General features: G+C 45.6%; 17 protein-coding genes. 9 read left to right on the top strand and 8 right to left on the bottom strand.

Annotated features, from left to right (window positions below):
- The first annotated feature begins 42 nt into the window (after positions 1–42).
- The 5 genes from surA to apaH are packed head-to-tail and all read left to right on the top strand — an operon-like array spanning position 43 to position 4,408.
- Complete coding sequence (gene surA, locus AACQ21_RS03845; protein WP_064624316.1) at positions 43–1,338, top strand: peptidylprolyl isomerase SurA; 1,296 nt, start codon at positions 43–45, stop codon at positions 1,336–1,338.
- Positions 1,328–2,320: a 4-hydroxythreonine-4-phosphate dehydrogenase PdxA gene (pdxA, locus tag AACQ21_RS03850; protein ID WP_017043800.1), complete on the top strand. Its 993-nt coding sequence runs from the start codon at positions 1,328–1,330 to the stop codon at positions 2,318–2,320. Before surA ends, pdxA begins: the two co-directional genes overlap by 11 nt.
- A 13-nt stretch (positions 2,321–2,333) precedes the next feature.
- Entirely contained in the window at positions 2,334–3,140 is an 807-nt protein-coding gene (rsmA, locus tag AACQ21_RS03855; protein ID WP_013857835.1) for a 16S rRNA (adenine(1518)-N(6)/adenine(1519)-N(6))-dimethyltransferase RsmA, read from the top strand.
- Positions 3,141–3,200: 60 nt separating this feature from the next.
- Positions 3,201–3,581 carry a Co2+/Mg2+ efflux protein ApaG gene (apaG, locus tag AACQ21_RS03860; RefSeq protein ID WP_105976332.1) on the top strand — a complete coding sequence of 127 codons (381 nt, stop codon included), beginning with the start codon at positions 3,201–3,203 and terminating at the stop codon, positions 3,579–3,581.
- A gap of 11 nt (positions 3,582–3,592) precedes the next feature.
- The gene (gene apaH / locus AACQ21_RS03865; protein ID WP_105976333.1) at positions 3,593–4,408 is read left to right on the top strand and encodes a bis(5'-nucleosyl)-tetraphosphatase (symmetrical) ApaH; all 816 of its coding nucleotides are present in this window, start codon (positions 3,593–3,595) and stop codon (positions 4,406–4,408) included.
- Between the two features lie 46 nt (positions 4,409–4,454).
- On the opposite strand, the gene folA is transcribed toward apaH, so the two are convergent.
- The 6 genes from folA to rplU form a co-directional block, all read right to left on the bottom strand.
- Positions 4,455–4,937, bottom strand: a complete 483-nt coding sequence (gene folA, locus AACQ21_RS03870; protein ID WP_017045398.1) for a type 3 dihydrofolate reductase — start codon at positions 4,935–4,937, stop codon at positions 4,455–4,457.
- Between the two features lie 43 nt (positions 4,938–4,980).
- On the bottom strand, positions 4,981–5,469 hold the full coding sequence (locus AACQ21_RS03875) for a threonine/serine exporter family protein (RefSeq protein WP_013857839.1): 489 nt from the start codon (positions 5,467–5,469) through the stop codon (positions 4,981–4,983).
- Positions 5,457–6,218: a threonine/serine exporter family protein gene (locus tag AACQ21_RS03880; RefSeq protein ID WP_105976334.1), complete on the bottom strand. Its 762-nt coding sequence runs from the start codon at positions 6,216–6,218 to the stop codon at positions 5,457–5,459. Before AACQ21_RS03880 ends, AACQ21_RS03875 begins: the two co-directional genes overlap by 13 nt.
- A 116-nt stretch (positions 6,219–6,334) precedes the next feature.
- Positions 6,335–7,507, bottom strand: a complete 1,173-nt coding sequence (gene cgtA / locus AACQ21_RS03885) for an Obg family GTPase CgtA (RefSeq protein ID WP_010320622.1) — start codon at positions 7,505–7,507, stop codon at positions 6,335–6,337.
- Between the two features lie 221 nt (positions 7,508–7,728).
- Entirely contained in the window at positions 7,729–7,986 is a 258-nt protein-coding gene (gene rpmA, locus AACQ21_RS03890; RefSeq protein WP_010320621.1) for a 50S ribosomal protein L27, read from the bottom strand.
- 21 nt (positions 7,987–8,007) lie between these two features.
- Positions 8,008–8,319, bottom strand: coding sequence for a 50S ribosomal protein L21 (gene rplU / locus AACQ21_RS03895; protein WP_010320620.1), 312 nt, complete (start codon positions 8,317–8,319; stop codon positions 8,008–8,010).
- A 272-nt stretch (positions 8,320–8,591) separates the two neighbouring features.
- Here rplU and ispB point away from each other — a divergent pair, with 272 nt between their 5' ends.
- Positions 8,592–9,563: an octaprenyl diphosphate synthase gene (gene ispB / locus AACQ21_RS03900; RefSeq protein WP_105976335.1), complete on the top strand. Its 972-nt coding sequence runs from the start codon at positions 8,592–8,594 to the stop codon at positions 9,561–9,563.
- A 97-nt stretch (positions 9,564–9,660) separates the two neighbouring features.
- Here ispB and AACQ21_RS03905 read toward each other — a convergent pair whose 3' ends face one another.
- Together AACQ21_RS03905 and mdh are read right to left on the bottom strand one after the other, a co-directional pair.
- Positions 9,661–11,067 carry a basic amino acid/polyamine antiporter gene (locus AACQ21_RS03905; protein WP_105976336.1) on the bottom strand — a complete coding sequence of 469 codons (1,407 nt, stop codon included), beginning with the start codon at positions 11,065–11,067 and terminating at the stop codon, positions 9,661–9,663.
- A 293-nt stretch (positions 11,068–11,360) separates the two neighbouring features.
- Entirely contained in the window at positions 11,361–12,296 is a 936-nt protein-coding gene (mdh, locus tag AACQ21_RS03910) for a malate dehydrogenase (protein ID WP_105976337.1), read from the bottom strand.
- Positions 12,297–12,621: 325 nt separating this feature from the next.
- Between mdh and argR the strand changes: the two genes are divergently transcribed.
- The 3 genes from argR to AACQ21_RS03925 all read left to right on the top strand — a co-directional run bounded on the left by argR (position 12,622) and on the right by AACQ21_RS03925 (position 17,388).
- Positions 12,622–13,095, top strand: a complete 474-nt coding sequence (gene argR / locus AACQ21_RS03915) for a transcriptional regulator ArgR (protein ID WP_013857844.1) — start codon at positions 12,622–12,624, stop codon at positions 13,093–13,095.
- A gap of 463 nt (positions 13,096–13,558) precedes the next feature.
- Positions 13,559–14,527: a TAXI family TRAP transporter solute-binding subunit gene (locus AACQ21_RS03920; RefSeq protein ID WP_026027829.1), complete on the top strand. Its 969-nt coding sequence runs from the start codon at positions 13,559–13,561 to the stop codon at positions 14,525–14,527.
- 287 nt (positions 14,528–14,814) lie between these two features.
- The gene (locus AACQ21_RS03925) at positions 14,815–17,388 is read left to right on the top strand and encodes a TRAP transporter permease (protein ID WP_094128151.1); all 2,574 of its coding nucleotides are present in this window, start codon (positions 14,815–14,817) and stop codon (positions 17,386–17,388) included.
- Positions 17,389–17,426: the final 38 nt, after the last annotated feature.

The following is a 17,426-nucleotide window of genomic DNA, read 5'->3' on the forward strand; positions in this document are numbered from 1 at the left end:
GCTTAAGCGTAAAGGCCCTTGCTCATTTTGATAGGACTACAAATGAAATTGTGGAAACACACACTGATTGGATTGATGGCAACATTAAGCCTAAACACCGCATACGCTGCTCCTGTTGAGCTCGATCGCGTCGCCGTCATCGTCAATAGTGGCGTTATTTTACAGAGTGACATTGATGGTGCATTAAAAACCTTGACCATTAATGCAAAGAAAAATGGTCAAACGCTACCCGAAGACACAGTGCTGCGTGAGCAAGTGGTTGAAAAATTGATTATTGATACCATTCAGCAACAAGAAGCACAACGCATTGGCGTTCGCATTGACGATAACCGACTCAGTGACGCGATCGCCGACATCGCGAAAAACAATAATCAAACCCTGGAACAGCTTAACGCTTCTGTTACTGCTGAAGGGCTGACTTATGCCGAATTTCGCGAACAAGTACGTAAAGAAATTGCAGCAAGTGAAGCGCGCAATGCTTTAGTTCGTCGCCGGATCAATATATTACCGGACGAAGTGGACAACTTAGCCAATATTCTTGCGCAAGAAACCAATGCAACGGTGCAATATAAAATCAGCCACATCCAACTGCGTGTTGACGACACTCAAGATAAGGCCGCAGTAGAACAGCAAGCCAAAACCTTAGTCGAAAAACTCAACCAAGGAGCAGATTTCAGCACCATGGCTTATACCTATTCAAAAGGTCCGAAAGCGCTGCAAGGTGGTGATTGGGGCTGGATGCGCAAAGAAGAAATGCCGACAATTTTTGCCGACCAAATCAAAATGCAAAACAAAGGCTCTATTATTGGGCCATTTCGCAGTGGCGTCGGTTTCCACATTCTTAAAATTGATGACGTCAAAGGATTAGAAACCGTCGCGGTCACGGAAGTTAATGCACGCCATATTTTAATCAAACCCACGGTCATTTTAAGCGATGACGGCGTACAAAAAGAGCTACATGACTTCATTCGTCGCATTAAGGCAGGTGAAGCGACCTTTGGTGAATTGGCGCAGCAATACAGCCAAGATCCCGGCTCTGCGGCGCAAAATGGCGAATTGGGTTATCAAACACCGGATCTGTACGTGCCGGAGTTTCAACATCAAATCGAAACATTATCGGTTGGACAAATCAGCGAACCCTTTAAAACCGTTCATGGTTGGCATATTGTCGAAGTGCTTGATCGCCGTGAAGTCGACCGCACCGACTCTGCACTGAAAAACAAAGCTTATCGCATTCTTTTTAATCGAAAATTCAATGAAGAAGCCAGCGCATGGCTACAAGAAATGCGTGCCAGTGCCTTTGTCGAAATTATACAGGACAACCAAGATGACAATTAAACGCATCGTGGTTACCGCTGGCGAGCCCGCGGGTATTGGCCCAGATTTGGTGCTGGCCTTATCAAAAGAAGATTGGGCACATCAACTGGTGGTATGCGCGGACAAAAGCTTGCTTGCAGAGCGCGCTAAAGAGCTCAATATTGACGTTATATTGGAAGACTACTTAGTCACCTCCGCACCAAAACCACAGCAAGCGGGACGGTTAGTAGTGGATCATATTCCCCTCGGCGCACCGGTGATAACGGGGAAACTGAATGAAGCCAATGGACATTATGTATTAAATACATTAGAAAGAGCCGCTTTAGGCTGTATGAATGATGAATTTGATGCTATTGTCACCGGCCCTGTGCACAAGGGGGTGATCAACCGAGCTGGCGTTGCATTTAGCGGCCATACTGAATTCTTTGCTGAAAAATCTAATACTCCACTGGTGGTTATGATGCTCGCAACAGAAGGGTTGAGAGTCGCGCTAGTGACAACACATATTCCACTGGCTTATGTATCAAAGGCAGTAACGGTCGAGCGGTTAGAAAAAATCATCACTATTTTGCATAAAGATTTGGTGGAAAAATTTGCCATTGCTCAACCCAAAATTTATGTGTGTGGTTTAAACCCACACGCGGGAGAAGATGGCTGTCTGGGCCGTGAAGAGATAGAAACCATCACTCCAACACTAGAAAAAATTCGTCAGCAAGATGGCATTAATTTGATTGGCCCACTACCAGCCGACACCATCTTCAATGACAAATACTTGCAAGATGCCGATGCTGTTTTAGGCATGTATCACGACCAAGTCCTGCCCGTATTAAAGTACAAAGGTTTTGGTCGTTCAGTAAATATTACTCTTGGTCTACCCTTTATAAGAACATCGGTCGATCATGGTACCGCACTCGAATTGGCAGGGAAAGGGCTTGCGGATACAGGGAGCTTTAGAACAGCACTCGCCTACGCGATTGACTTGGTAGAAAAGAAACCTAATTAATTTCGAGAAAACTATGAGAAATGATGTCCACTTAGGGCACAAAGCGCGTAAACGTTTTGGTCAAAACTTCCTAAACGATCCATACATTATTGATGGCATCGTCTCTGCGATTAACCCTCGTCCGGGACAAAATTTGGTTGAGATCGGCCCCGGTCTTGGAGCGATAACTGAGCCAGTCGGCCGCGAAGTGGATAAATTCACTGTTATTGAGCTAGACCGTGACTTAGCTGAGCGCCTGCGCAACCACCCAGAATTATCGAGTAAATTGACGATTCACGAAGGCGATGCGATGCGCTTTGACTTTACGCAGTTGGTGAAGCCGAATAATAAACTGCGCATTTTCGGCAACTTGCCATACAACATTTCAACGCCATTAATGTTCCACTTATTTGAATTCCATAAAGATATTCAAGATATGCACTTCATGCTGCAAAAAGAAGTGGTCAACCGTTTAGCTGCTGGTCCCGGCAGTAAAGCTTACGGGCGCTTAACGGTTATGACGCAGTATTTCTGCAAAGTGGTTCCTGTGTTAGAAGTTCCGCCAACTGCTTTTGTGCCGCCACCGAAAGTTGATTCAGCCGTGGTGCGTTTGGTGCCTTATGAAGTACTGCCGCATCCAACGACAAACATGAAATGGTTAGAGCGTGTCTGCCGAGATGGTTTTAACCAACGTCGTAAAACCGTACGCAACTGCTACAAAGGTTTGATTGAGGTGGAAACGCTAGAAGAACTTGGGGTCAACCCTGGCATGCGCCCGGAAAACCTAACACTTGAACAGTTTGTTGCTATGGCAAACTGGTTAGACGCTCATCACGCCTAATAACGATTGAGCGATAAACGGCCAATGTCTATCGCTCATCTATAAAAACAAGGAGTTAACATGGATATCTCTGAACCTTGTATCAAAATCCAAGTCCATACCCAGTATCTCCCCGAGCAGTCCAATCCCGATTTACACCGCTATATCTTTGCCTATGTGATCACCATCCGTAACCTCAGCAACCAGCAGGTACAGCTGATGAGCCGCAGTTGGCTAATTACCGATGCGAATGGCAAACAGATGTCTGTGGAAGGTGATGGCGTGGTTGGGGAACAACCGATTATCTTGCCCAATGATGAGTACCGCTATAACAGTGGTACGGCGTTAGAAACGCCAGTCGGTGTTATGCAAGGTCATTACATTATGTTAGATGAAGCGGACGCTGAATTTATTGTTGAAATTGAGCCTTTTCGTCTCGCTATTCCTAATGTTTTAAATTAAAAGAGGTAGCCGTGGCGAACTATATTGTCGGCGACATTCAAGGCTGTTTTGACGAACTACAGTGTTTATTGGCTCAAGTGCAATTCCAACCACAACAAGACACACTGTGGGTAGCTGGCGACTTAGTTGCAAGAGGCCCTAAATCTCTAGAAACGCTACGTTTTATCAAACAATTGGGTAGTTCGGCGCGTATCGTTCTAGGCAATCACGATCTTCACTTACTGGCCGTCTCGCTGGGCATCCACCCATGTAAACCTCGTGATAAAACCTTACCCATATTACAAGCGAACGATGCAACAGAGCTGCTCACTTGGTTGCGCCATCAACCGCTCCTCGCTGAACATGCTGACTTTGTTATGTGCCATGCGGGGATTTCTCCTCTGTGGGATCTTGAAACTGCACGTCAAGCAGCAAAAGAAGTCGAAAGTATTTTGCAAAGTGATCGTTGGCGCTGGCTTATCGAGCAGATGTACAGCAACACACCTGATATGTGGAGCTCGAAGCTAGAAGGGATTGATCGCTATCGCTATACCATCAATGCCTATACTCGGATGCGTTTTTGCTTTGCTGATGGGCGTCTTGATATGGCGTGCAAACTTCCCCCTCAAGAAATAAAAGATGAAGAATTGTTACCGTGGTTTGCCCTACCCAAACGCCTTAAACTCGATAAAACAGTCCTCTTTGGCCACTGGGCTGCGTTAGAAGGTTACCGCAGCAAGGAAGTGATAGGGCTTGATACTGGCTGTGTGTGGGGAGGATGTTTGACCATGCTACGCTGGGAAGATAAACACTACTTCACTCAACCAGCGTTAACCCGTAAAGGCTAACGAATAAAAAGATTTGGATCGTTGCTTAATATCGCTCCGAAATCCCCTATTGCTTATCAAAAACCACAAACTGCATGTTGTGAGCATTTTTGTCATCCGCTTGATACATTTCACGATGAACTTCTTGCCACTCACTCCCCCACTCGGGAAATTGCGTATCTCCCTCAATATTTAAGTCAATAAAGGTGAGGTATAGTTTATTGGCCTGTGGCATACAGGCTTGATAGATAGAGCCGCCACCAATGATCATCACTTCATCCACATGACCCGCAACCTCAATGGCTTCTTCAATCGAAGAGACAATACTTACCCCTTCAATTGCCAATGAAGCATCACGACTGATCACGATATTATGGCGACCAGGTAACGGGCGACCAATAGACTCATAAGTTTTTCGCCCCATGATCACTGGTTTGCCCAATGTACAGCGTTTAAACCATGCAAAATCGGCCGGTAAATGCCATGGCATTTGATTGTCTTTACCAATAATCCGGTTGTCTGCCATCGCGGCAATCATGCTGATGATCATAAATAAGATCCTAAAGTGTCATCACGAAAAATAGCCCATGCCCTTACACTATGGGTTTGCGCCGATAGAATAACAAACCCGGAACCGCAAGGCCAACCGCTAAGCCCGCGATAATAAACATCGCTTTTAAAAAATTATCCATCAGTATCGCCAGCAGCTCTGGCGTAAAACCAAGATGGTTAATTTCAACCATTGCAATCATCGCTTTAAAGGCAAAAACCCCGGGAACCATTGGGATCAAAGCCGCTACCGTAAACACTTTAGGGTGGGCTAAAAATTTACGCGACCAACGCACGCCAATCATTCCAACGATAGTTGCAGCAAAAAAAGTCGCCCACTCAATGGGAATTCCAAATTGCATCATTAAGTAACGTGAGCCATGACCAATCGCACCACCTAACGCACAATATTTTAGGGCTGGTACAGGAACATTAAACACCAAAGCAAAACCAACGGCTGGGATTGCAGCAAAAAACATATCATTGGCTAAACCGAGTAATAAATTCATCCAATCCATCGCTACCACCCCCATACACCCGTCACGCTCATCGCCGCAACGATGCCCAAACTCGTTGCCAACGTAAGCAAACTTGCCATCACAAAACGGGCAATACCCATATTGATATAACCTTTAAGCATATCCGCGACCGCATTAATTAAAGGAAAACCGGGGACTAACATCAGTACAGAAGAAGCCATCACAATGGTTGGTTTATTGCCTAGCTGGTAGATGATAGCTTGCGCTGAAATGATCGAAGTGACAAATGAGGTCACCGTAAAGTTGACGAGCGGATTAAATTGGCGATGCCCAATCTCTTGGCGCACAATCATACCCGCCGCAGAAGCAATGAACGTCATCGTAAACACCGTCCAATTTCCGCCAGCTAAACGAGCAAATGCAGCACAAGAAAGACCAATCATTACCACAACCAACCAACGGTTGTAGCGTTCAGGGCTGATCTGATTGAGTTTTTTCTGCGCAAGGGAATAATCTAAAATCCCTTTTTCCATCATGATGCAGATGCGCTGGACTTGCGTCACTACCCGCATATTGATCCCACGATCAGGACAACGGCGCGCAGTCGTAATGCAATGGCCATCATAAACCGTGGTTAGCACAAGTGAACTCGCCGAGAGCGATACTTCCACTTCACTCATGCCACACGCCGCTCCCATGCGACGCATAATATCGCCCACCAGTGTACTTTCCGCACCATGAGCCAACAACATTTGCCCAGCCTGGGCGATCAATCGAGAAACAAGCCTCTGTTTGGATGTCATGATTCCTTTCCGAACGTCCTAAAAGCCCAATAGTGTGCCCGAAATTGGGTGCTTTAAATATGATTTAGCTATAAAAAAGCCGCAATAATTATTGCGGCTCAATCAATTCAGGAAAATTAATCACGAACATAGATAACGTGGCCGTCATCTTCTTCGTCGTCCCAATCATCCCAGTCATCACCATCTTCAGTGATCACATTTTGGCTGTTCATCTCATCTTTATGGTAATCATCCCACATGAAATCGACTTTCTGAGCTTCACTGAGCTCTTCCTGCTCACGAGGTAACGTTTCCATATAGTCAGCCAACTCACGGCACAAATCCGCCGTACCTTGTTGGTTTACTGCCGAAATTTTGAAGTATCGTCCTTCCCAAGCCAGCGCATCTAAGATCTCTTGGATCTTTTCATCGGCTTCTTCTTCAAGCATCAGATCAACTTTGTTGAACACCAACCAACAAGGTTTTTGTGACACTTTTTCACTGTATTGCTCTAGCTCATCAAAGATGGTCAGCGCATTTTGCGCAGGATCACTTTGATCAATAGGAAGAATGTCGATCATATGCAGCAACACTCGGCAACGTTCTAAGTGCTTTAAGAAGCGAATACCTAAACCAGCACCATCGGCCGCGCCTTCAATCAAGCCCGGAATATCAGCGATCACGAAACTTTTCTCAGGAACCACACTCACGACACCCAAACTTGGGATCAGCGTAGTGAAGGGGTAATCAGCGACTTTTGGCTTCGCTGCTGAAACAGAACGAATAAAGGTTGATTTACCCGCATTCGGCAAGCCAAGCATGCCCACGTCAGCTAACAGTAAAAGCTCAAGGCGCAATTCGCGCACCTCACCTTTTTTACCCATGGTTTTTTGGCGTGGTGCACGGTTAACGGATGACTTAAAGCGAGCATTACCTAAACCATGCCAGCCACCTTTAGCGACCATCACTTTTTTGCCATGCTCTGCAACTTCACCCACAACTTCATTGGTGTGAATGTCAACCGCTCGAGTCCCAACAGGCACCTTCAAAGTAATGTCTTTACCGCGCTTACCTGTACAGTTAGCACCGCCACCATTTTGGCCGCGCTCAGCAGCGTAAAAGCGTTGGAATCGGTAATCAACCAAGGTATTTAAGTTTTCATCGGCTTGGATATAAACGTCGCCACCATCGCCGCCATCGCCGCCATCAGGGCCGCCTTTCGTCACGAATTTTTCACGCCAAAAGCTCACGACACCGTTACCGCCATCACCCGCTTCGACTTTAATTATCGCTTCATCAACGAATTTCATTTGTTACTCCACGCTCTTTGCGTTGCGATATCATTGTCACACAATGATATAAATTCTAGCAGATACACATTCAGGATCGACCGTGATCATCCTTCGTTTTATCCACAATTGGAACACATAAGGAGAAACTCTAGTGATTAGAGTGTCTTCTTTTCTGTTCGGCTGATAAATAAAAAACCCCACCGTAACGGCAGGGCTTTTGAGTTCAGTTAGGTATAAATTTATTCAGCGTCGATGCTAACAAATTTACGGTTTTTAGGACCTTTAACTTCAAATTTCACTTTACCTTCAGTAAGAGCGAAAAGAGTATGGTCTTTACCGATACCAACGTTAGTGCCTGCGTGGAACTTAGTACCACGTTGACGAACGATGATGTTACCTGCAAGAACAGATTCACCACCGAAACGCTTAACACCAAGACGTTTGCTTTCTGAATCGCGGCCGTTACGAGTAGAACCGCCAGCTTTTTTGTGTGCCATTGTTAAACTCTCCTAAATTACTTAAGCGTTGATGCCAGTGATTTTCACTTCAGTGAACCACTGACGGTGGCCTTGTTGTTTACGAGAGTGTTTACGACGACGGAACTTAACGATTTTAACTTTATCGCCACGACCGTGTTGTACTACTTCAGCAGTAATTTTACCGCCTTCAACAAGAGGTGCCCCAACAGTGATTTGCTCACCGTTAGCAACTAGTAGAACTTTATCAAATTCAACAGTTGCACCAGTTTCAACGTCTAATTTCTCTAAACGAAGAGTTTGACCTTCGCTTACACGGTGTTGTTTACCACCAGATTGGAAAACAGCGTACATATTTTACTCCGCTCTTTCCGCACAGCCGTATGCTTTTTATTTGAGCAATTTGGGTGTGCGCTAAACTAATCATCAATAGGGCGCAGATTCTACGCGAATGAGTACCCCAAGACAAGCCATATTTTGAAAAAATTGGCGAAAAGCTAATCGCCAATGAAAAGTGGCGCAATCATGCCTTTAAGCCTTGTATTAATCAACGTTTTTTAGTGTATTATTCGAGAATTATAGAAGAACACAACACCTTATAGGTTCTAACTTCAGCCGGATTAACCATGGATTTTAAAGCTATCCAAACGCTTACTGCCGATGACATGGCAAAAGTGAATGAAACGATTCAAGCTCAGCTCAACTCTGATGTATCTTTAATCAATCAATTAGGATTCTACATCGTCAGCGGAGGTGGGAAACGCCTGCGTCCTTTGCTGGCTATTTTGTCGGCTCGAGCCCTTGATTATCAAGGTGAAGCACACACGACAGCCGCTGCATTTATTGAATTCCTCCACACGGCAACCTTGTTGCATGACGACGTTGTCGATGAATCGGATATGCGCCGTGGCAAAGCAACAGCGAACGCGGCATTTGGCAATGCAGCGAGCGTGTTAGTGGGGGATTTCATCTACACGCGTTCCTTCCAAATGATGACTACACTAGGATCGTTAAGGATCCTTGAGCTGATGAGCGATGCGGTGAACGTTATCGCTGAAGGCGAAGTGCAACAATTGATGAACTGTAATGATCCAAACACTACCGAGGAAAATTACCTACAGGTGATCTACTCGAAAACGGCGCGTTTGTTTGAAGCCGCGACCCAGATTGGTGCGATATTAAGTAACGCTTCTCCTGAAATTGAAACAGCACTACAGAATTATGGTAAGTACCTTGGCACAGCTTTCCAGCTCATTGATGACGTGATGGATTACACCTCTGATGGCAGTGAAATGGGCAAAAATGTGGGCGATGATTTAGCGGAAGGCAAACCAACACTTCCTCTATTGTACGCAATGCAGCATGGTACACCCGAACAAAAAGAGATGATCCGTGAGGCCATCGAAAAAGCCAATGGCATGGAACAGCTTGATGCAATTCTAGCGGCAATGAAACAGACAGGCTCGCTTGAATACACAACCAACAAAGCACTCGAAGAAGCCGATAAAGCAATCAATGAGCTGTCTATTCTGCCAGAAAGTGAATATAAACAAGCACTGATAGCTCTAGCTCATATGGCTGTGAATAGAACAAAGTAGAACAGCAGCTAGCTTGGACGAAGAATCGATCTTTGCCTAAAAATGCACCGCTACAAAAAGAGCCTCAATTGAGGCTCTTTTTGATTCTAAGCGTTATTTAAAACCCGCCTTGCCAAATCATGCCAAATGCAAAAACAGCCACGATCGTTAAAGCACAAGCTCCTAACTTTTCTTTGCCTTGAAAAGGATGAATGCCCTGCTCTCGTTTGGCTTTCATGTAGAAATAGAGCCCAGGTAAGTAGAGTAGCGCGGAGAGCATCAAATAGTGCAAACCAGAGGCATACAAAAGCCAAATCCCATAAATGGTGGCACAAGAACCTATCACCAGAAGTTTGCCTTTATTCTTCTGTTCAATCGCGATCTTTAACGTAAAGGCGCCGATCAAAAAATAGGGAACAAGGATCATTTCTGAAGCGAAGATCAGCAGCGTATCGTAGGTACTGCCTGCGTACATCACCAGAATCAGTGAGACCTGAATGCAAATATTGGTTAGAGTTAACGCTTTTACTGGGCTCCCCGCTTCGTTTTGCTGGGCGTAGATGGCAGGAAACATCTTATCTCTAGCACATAAAAATGGCGCTTCGGAGGCCAGGACCGTCCAGCTAAGAAAAGCACCGCACACCGAAATAATTAAGCCAACACCGATAATGTACTCACCCCAAGGACCAAGAATAGTCGTCAGCACTTTGGCCATTGAAGGGTTCTGATATTGCGCCAATTCAACCGGTTTAATCACGCCCATCGACAATAAGGTGACCAATACATAAATGGTCAACGCCGTAAGCAAACCGAGAATAGTCGCTTTACCGATATCGGCACGGTGGCGAGCGCGGCTTGACACAACAACCGCTCCCTCTATTCCGATGAACACCCATACCGTGATCAACATAGTGCTTTTTATTTGATCCAGCAGATCATGGCCAACACCGAAGTGTAAGCCTGTAAAATCCAATGTGAATTTGTCCCAAGAAAAAGCAAAGGCGGCACAAATAATAAACAACACTAGAGGGATCATTTTAGCAAAGGTGGTAATCAGATTAATGAATGCGGCCGTTTGTACTCCTTTTTTGACCAGCGCATGCACCAACCAAAGTAATACCGATGCACTCACAATAGAAAGCCACGTATTGCCCGCCCCAAACATCACGTTATCTGGTGTATCAAACAACATGCCTAAGGTACTAAAAACAATCACCAGATAAGAGACATTGGCCACCATGGCGCTAAACCAGTAACCCCATGCGGAACAGAAACCCGCAAAATCACCAAATCCTTCTCGAGCAAAACCAAATACGCCACTATTGATATGAGGTTTATGGATGGCGAGTTGTTGAAAAGAGAGCGCAAGAAAGATCATACCAACGCCAGTGATCCCCCAGCCGATCATTACCGCCAAAGGGCTGGCGACTGAGGCCATGTTTTGTGGCAGGCTAAAAACGCCAGCACCAATCATTGAACCAATGACCAGTGCTGTCAGTGAGCCCAAACCAAGCTTATTATCCATGGTAACTATCCAGTGAGTATCGACACATTAGAAGAAGGCGCTATTTTAAAGAACATCTTTGCAAGACATCAATCCCTGTGTGATCGCGGTCACTGAGATAGTGAGTCAATAGTCAAATTCATTGCTAGGGATCAAAAAGTTTGTAAGTTCACGACGAAAATAATGCACTACTCAGTAAAAAAAACCGCATATTACACAGTTCAAAGCATCATCATACAAAAATATTGGTAAAAACCATAAAAAATGCCGCTTGGATAAGCAAGCGGCATTCTTGTATAAGACAGCATTATTCTTTATTTGGCGAAATCAACACCTAGCTGAATATCACCTTTCAGTGTTGCTAGCATTCCGTCTAACGCGGCTTGTTCATAGGCACTCAATACACCATAGCTCAACACTTCTTCAACGCCCTCTTTGCCGAGTTTAATCGGTTGGGCGAAGAATGAGGCATGCTCACTGCCACCGTCAACGTAAGCACATTCAACAACACCTTGTTCACCTTGCAGGGCTTTGACTAACGATAAACCAAAACGGCAAGCCGCTTGACCCATTGACAGTGTTGCACTGCCGCCACCCGCCTTCGCTTCCACCACTTCGGTGCCTGCGTTTTGAATACGCTTAGTTAGGGCTTCCACTTCTTCGGCCGTGAACTCCACCCCTTCAATTTGCGAAAGCAAAGGAAGGATAGTGACGCCTGAGTGGCCGCCAATCACAGGCACAATAATCTCGCTAGGGTTTTTATCTTTTAGCGCCGCGACAAACGTTTCTGAGCGGATCACATCCAACGTTGTCACACCAAATAGCTTACGCTTGTCGTAAACGCCTGCTTTTTTCAATACTTCCGCTGCAATAGGTACTGTTGTATTGACAGGGTTGGTGATAATGCCCACACAGGCTTTTGGACAGACAACCGCAATCTTTTCAGCCAATGCTTTCACAATGCCAGCGTTAACATTAAACAGATCCGCGCGATCCATACCCGGCTTACGAGCGACACCAGCAGAAACAAGGACTACATCCGCACCCTCAAGCGCAGGTGTTGGATCTTCGCCAGCATAGCCTTTGATCGATACGGGAGTAGGAATGTGGCTTAGATCGGCAGCAACGCCCGGAGTCACCGGTGCGATGTCATACAGCGCCAGATCGGAACCAGCAGGAAGATGGTTTTTAAGTAGAAGTGCTAGGGCTTGACCGATGCCACCAGCGGCACCAATAACAGCTACTTTCATCGTAGTTCTCCTTGAGAATAAATCTCTTATAAATGTTTTTGTGTAGGGTATTTTTAAGCTAGAAAACTATAGCAATCACAATATGATTACAATCAATTAACGCTAGCTTTGCGACCTCGCGCAATTCGCTAAAATCGTGCTACAGCACCGATGGCAATTATGACCTTGTTTATCTTTACCGACAAAGAGTTAAGTTGCCATTCGACCAAAGTTTTACATAAAAGTTTACAGTGACCTTTTAGACACTTTTGGACGATAATTTGGCGATGACTGCATAGCTATGCGAGAATATGCAGCAATAAATGGCTAATCGAAGACGATAACTATGCGCAACAATAATGATAAGCAAGATAATCTGGTTCGTGCTTTTAAAAATCTATTAAAAGAAGAACGTTTTGGATCTCAAGGTGACATTGTCGATGCCCTGCGTAATGAAGGGTTTGATAATATCAACCAATCCAAAGTATCTCGCATGCTGACTAAATTTGGCGCGGTACGCACTCGCAACGCAAAAATGGAGATGGTCTACTGCCTTCCTGCTGAACTCGGTGTACCAACCGTATCAAGTTCACTACGTGAATTAGTACTAGATATAGATCACAATGCCGCGCTGGTAGTGATTCATACCGGACCAGGAGCGGCGCAGCTTATTGCTCGGTTACTTGATTCTCTGGGCAAATCAGAAGGTATCTTGGGTGTGGTGGCCGGTGACGATACCATTTTTATCACACCGACACTGAACGTAACGACAAAGCAGCTGTTTGATTCAGTCTGTGATCTGTTTGATTACGCAGGGTAATTTGTCACTAAACGCATTTCATCTTACTCTCTAGTAGAATCACACTGAGTCAAGTCGGCGTGATTCTCTTCACATCTTCAGCAATAAGTTGTCACAGCAGAAAGAGGAATAACTCCTTGATAGGCAAGCTATTGCCATATTTTGGCTCTGACAATGACGCTTATTGATAGCCAATTTCGCTACATTTTTTAACATTCCTGTAATTATGTGTCGATTTTTTGGTATTATTTAGCCACTTTTTCAACATACGGATTGAAAAAGATGCCGTTTCTAGATGAGGAAACTCCCCCGATACCCAAACAACTTGAAGTTGCGGGTAGGCGGCAAGTGAGTCAGTCGTCATAAGCATGGATAATTCTGTGATTGGGGTGAACGAACGTAGCCAACACCACAGCAACTTCAGGTGGGAAGGGTGTAACAACAATTATCTATGGGGTTAATAATGAATAAGGAAGGAAAATTCATGGCATTGAATAAATTGATTAAAGTTGGAATTATTGCAGCAGCGGTCATGGGTACAGGTACGTTAAGCGCACAAGAGTTCATTACGATTGGTACAGGATCCGTCACTGGTGTTTACTACCCGACAGGTGGTGCTATTTGTAAGCTGGTTAATAAAGGGCGTAAAGATCACAACATTCGCTGCTCAGTAGAATCAACAGGCGGATCGATCTACAACGTGAACACGATTCGTGCAGGTGAACTCGATTTCGGTATTGTTCAATCTGACTGGCAGTACCATGGTTATAACGGTACCAGTGAATTTGCCGAGCAAGGCCCGAATAAAAAACTGCGCGCAGTATTTTCCCTTCATACCGAACCTTTTAATATCATTGCCCGCGCGGATTCTGGCATTGAAAACGTGGCTGACTTGAAAGGTAAACGTGTCAACATTGGTAACCCAGGTTCTGGTGACAGGGCTACCATGGCAGTGGTGATGGATGCATTTGGTTGGACCAATGACAGCTTCAAACTGGCTTCTGAGCTCAAAGGCTCTGAGCGCTCTCAAGCATTGTGCGACAATAAAATAGATGCCTTTATTTATATGGTTGGCCATCCAAATGGTTCAATCAAAGAAGCAACGACCTCATGCGATGCAAAACTCGTCTCTGCTACTGGCCCTGAAATTGAAAAAATTGTTGCCAATAACCCTTACTACGCTTACAGCACGATTCCTGCTGGCATGTACCGTGGAACAGATAAAGATGTAACCAGTTTTGGTGTGGCTGCAACCTTGGTATCAAGCACTGATGTGTCTGATGAAGTCGCATACAATTTGGTCAAAGCGGTATTTGAAGATTTTGATACCTTTAAACGTCTTCACCCTGCCTTTGCTAACTTGAAAAAAGAAGACATGGTGAAAGCGGGGATCTCCATTCCTCTTCACCCTGGCGCAGAAAAATACTACAAAGAAATCGGTCTGCTAAAATAATTTCGCATCGCGAAAACCAACAATAGCGATACCGAATCAAAGGAGGCTGAACGTCTCCTTTGATTGCCCTTTCAGTCACGAGCGATATGCCCTTTATCCCTTGGCGTTATGGTCAGCGATGATGGCCTGTCCTCTTACGTTCACAACGACTCTCTGGGCACATTTGGGTTTTAAATGATTTAACAACCCACCTTTTGTTCTGTTCCGCAATAGCCCACTTCTCATTAGCAGTGAATTGACCCTGTGACCAACCGAGACGTAGGCAGCCAATAATAAGGATAACGTACATGACGAAGACACTTACTCCGTCAACCGATGTGCAGGAAATGGTAGCGCAATCTGATACCGGCGCAAGAAACCCTCACGGCTTGCCGGGGCGCATTTTGTGGTTTGTCCCACTATGTTGGTCACTATTCCAACTTTGGTATGCTTCACCGCTGCCCTTTATTTTTAACTTTGCCATCTTAAACGATACGCAAGCACGAGCCATTCACCTCACATTCGCTGTCTTTCTCGCCTTTACTGCCTACCCTGCGTTAAAGAACTCACCACGCGATCGCATTCCATTGATTGATTGGATTTTGGCATTGGCAGGCAGTTTCTCTGCTGCTTACATCTATTTATTTTACAATGAGTTGGCTGGTCGCTCTGGTGCGCCAACCTTGATTGATATAGCGGTCTCCGTCACAGGAATGGTGCTATTACTTGAAGCAACACGTCGAGCGTTAGGACCACCGCTAATGTTGGTCGCAGCACTCTTTTTGCTCTACACCTTTGGTGGCCCCTACATGCCGGATGTGATCGCTCATAAAGGAGCGAGCCTAAACAAAGCGATGTCTCATTTATGGCTGACCACTGAAGGGGTTTTTGGGGTGGCTCTTGGGGTTTCCACCTCTTTTGTGTTCTTGTTTGTTCTATTTGGCGCAATGCTTGAACGAGCTGGCGCAGGTTCCTATTTTATCAAAGTGGCCTTTTCACTGTTGGGCCACATGCGAGGCGGTCCCGCGAAAGCAGCGGTTGTAGCCTCAGGCTTATCGGGGCTAGTGTCTGGCTCATCGATTGCAAACGTAGTTACCACCGGTACTTTTACCATTCCCTTGATGAAACGTGTCGGCTTTCCCGGAACAAAGGCGGGCGCTGTTGAAGTAGCCGCTTCCACCAATGGCCAATTAACCCCGCCTATCATGGGTGCTGCCGCATTTTTAATGGTGGAATATGTCGGTATTTCCTATGTTGAAGTGATCCGTGCGGCGCTACTGCCAGCGCTTATCTCTTATATTGCCTTAATTTATATTGTCCATTTGGAAGCCTGCAAAGCAGGAATGAAAGGCCTACCTCGCCGTCATACACCGACATGGGTGCAAAGCTTACTTTCATTTACGGGTACTATTTTAGGGCTTTGCGTTCTCAGCGCTGTTGTTTACTACGGCATTGGTTGGACCAAAGAGGTGTTTGGTGACGCCGCTACTCCAATTGTTACGGTCGCGCTTTTACTGACTTATGTCGCTCTGATTAAAATTTCGTCTCGCTACGCCTCAGAAAGTGCAATGGATATGGATATCCAAGAAGTACCCGACCCTGGGCCGACGGTAAAATCAGGACTTCATTACCTGCTACCTATTGTGGTGCTAGTATGGTGTTTGACGGTCGAGCGCTTCTCGCCTGGATTATCCGCCTTTTGGGCCACGATATTTATGGTCTTCATTTTGATCACTCAGCGGCCAATCATGTCGTTACTCAATAAGAGCAACGATTTGAACACGCAAGTGAAGGCTGGGTTTGTTGATCTTGCCGAAAGCTTGGTTTCGGGCGCGCGGAATATGATTGGCATTGGTGTGGCAACCGCTGCCGCAGGAACCGTCGTTGGTGTCGTCACCTTGACTGGCATTGGCTTAGTGATGACCGATTTTGTTGAGTTTATATCCGGTGGCAGCGTCATACTGATGCTGATTTTTACCGCCGTGATCAGCCTCATTCTTGGTATGGGCTTACCGACCACTGCCAACTACATCGTCGTATCAACCTTAATGGCTCCCGTCATTGTGACACTGGGAGCCGCTCATGGTCTTATCATCCCATTGATTGCCGTACACTTATTTGTGTTCTATTTCGGCATTTTGGCAGATGACACCCCACCAGTTGGCTTGGCGGCATTTGCCGCAGCCGCTATCGCTAAATCAGACCCTATTCGTACAGGTATTCAAGGGTTTGCTTACGATATTCGTACCGCCATTTTGCCCTTTATGTTCGTATTCAACACTCAACTACTGCTAATGGGAATTGATACATGGTGGCACTTAGCGTTAACCATTTTCTCGGCCATTACCGCAATGCTGCTGTTTTCTGCTGCGACTCAAGGTTGGTGGCTCACTCGCAATAAGTGGTGGGAAACCGTCTTGCTGTTGGTGCTGACGTTCTCGTTCTTCCGACCCGGTTTTTGGTGGGACATGATTTATCCTGCGAGCGAACTGCACCCAGGCACAGAGATAGCGCAAATTGTAGAAAACCTCGATGTAGGTCAATCGATAGAGCTTATCGTCGCTGGTGAAACCATTGAAGGTGATTACTTATCAAAAACAGTACTACTCCCTTTTGATGATCAAGCGTCAACGGCAGAACAGCGTATTCAATCAATGGGGCTAACCCTGAAAGAAACCAGTAATCGTATGCTGGTGGATATGATTGAGTTTGGCAGTCCAGCTGAAGCTGCAGGCATAGATTTTGATTGGGAAATCCGCTCAGTTGTGTTGGAAAGCCAACGGCCAATGAAAGAGTGGGTTTTCTTACCTGCATTATTATTAGTGCTGACGCTAGCTTGGAATCAAAAACGCCGTATGAGAACACAAGAAATACGCGCTTAATCAATATGCCTAGCACGAGCTAGGCATATACTTTACGG

This window comes from Vibrio sp. V01_P9A10T6 (assembly GCF_963877065.1).
In the GTDB taxonomy this organism is placed as follows: Bacteria; Pseudomonadota; Gammaproteobacteria; order Enterobacterales; family Vibrionaceae; genus Vibrio; species Vibrio anguillarum.

Coding starts and splice junctions, on each gene's coding strand:
- rplU (WP_010320620.1), bottom strand. CDS start 8,319: ATGTACGCTGTTTTCCAATCTGGTGGTAAACAACACCGTGTAAGCGAA.
- AACQ21_RS03925 (WP_094128151.1), top strand. CDS start 14,815: ATGACGAAGACACTTACTCCGTCAACCGATGTGCAGGAAATGGTAGCG.
- cgtA (WP_010320622.1), bottom strand. CDS start 7,507: ATGAAATTCGTTGATGAAGCGATAATTAAAGTCGAAGCGGGTGATGGC.
- ispB (WP_105976335.1), top strand. CDS start 8,592: ATGGATTTTAAAGCTATCCAAACGCTTACTGCCGATGACATGGCAAAA.
- AACQ21_RS03920 (WP_026027829.1), top strand. CDS start 13,559: ATGGCATTGAATAAATTGATTAAAGTTGGAATTATTGCAGCAGCGGTC.
- apaG (WP_105976332.1), top strand. CDS start 3,201: ATGGATATCTCTGAACCTTGTATCAAAATCCAAGTCCATACCCAGTAT.
- AACQ21_RS03875 (WP_013857839.1), bottom strand. CDS start 5,469: ATGGGGGTGGTAGCGATGGATTGGATGAATTTATTACTCGGTTTAGCC.
- mdh (WP_105976337.1), bottom strand. CDS start 12,296: ATGAAAGTAGCTGTTATTGGTGCCGCTGGTGGCATCGGTCAAGCCCTA.
- AACQ21_RS03880 (WP_105976334.1), bottom strand. CDS start 6,218: ATGACATCCAAACAGAGGCTTGTTTCTCGATTGATCGCCCAGGCTGGG.
- AACQ21_RS03905 (WP_105976336.1), bottom strand. CDS start 11,067: ATGGATAATAAGCTTGGTTTGGGCTCACTGACAGCACTGGTCATTGGT.
- surA (WP_064624316.1), top strand. CDS start 43: ATGAAATTGTGGAAACACACACTGATTGGATTGATGGCAACATTAAGC.
- folA (WP_017045398.1), bottom strand. CDS start 4,937: ATGATCATCAGCATGATTGCCGCGATGGCAGACAACCGGATTATTGGT.
- pdxA (WP_017043800.1), top strand. CDS start 1,328: ATGACAATTAAACGCATCGTGGTTACCGCTGGCGAGCCCGCGGGTATT.
- rsmA (WP_013857835.1), top strand. CDS start 2,334: ATGAGAAATGATGTCCACTTAGGGCACAAAGCGCGTAAACGTTTTGGT.
- rpmA (WP_010320621.1), bottom strand. CDS start 7,986: ATGGCACACAAAAAAGCTGGCGGTTCTACTCGTAACGGCCGCGATTCA.
- argR (WP_013857844.1), top strand. CDS start 12,622: ATGCGCAACAATAATGATAAGCAAGATAATCTGGTTCGTGCTTTTAAA.